Here is a 209-nt window from a genome sequence, read left to right as displayed (position 1 = left end):
GCGCATGGCCCTGACCATCGTGATTGGCAATCGCAATGACTCGTCCTGGTCGCTGCGGGGCTGGCTGGCCCTGCGCATGAGCGGGGCGGCGTTCGACGAGATCCTCGTCCCGCTGGGGCGGCCCGATAGCCGGGAGCGGATCCTGCAATATTCGCCGACCGGCAAGGTGCCCTTGCTGAAAAGCGAGGATGGCGACATCTGGGATTCCC

Annotated in this window: 1 protein-coding gene; it reads left to right on the top strand. The window is 66.0% G+C overall.

The genetic code is table 11. The features are described from left to right. Positions 1 to 209, top strand: a 209-nt coding sequence (locus G5A07_RS22120) for a glutathione S-transferase N-terminal domain-containing protein (protein ID WP_223107915.1), incomplete at both ends; no start/stop codon positions are given.

Origin of the sequence: Stenotrophomonas sp. AS012628 (assembly GCF_010608305.1) — a bacterium.
Classification (GTDB): domain Bacteria; phylum Pseudomonadota; class Gammaproteobacteria; order Xanthomonadales; family Xanthomonadaceae; genus Stenotrophomonas; species Stenotrophomonas geniculata.
This window is presented reverse-complemented; position numbering and strand designations above follow the sequence as displayed.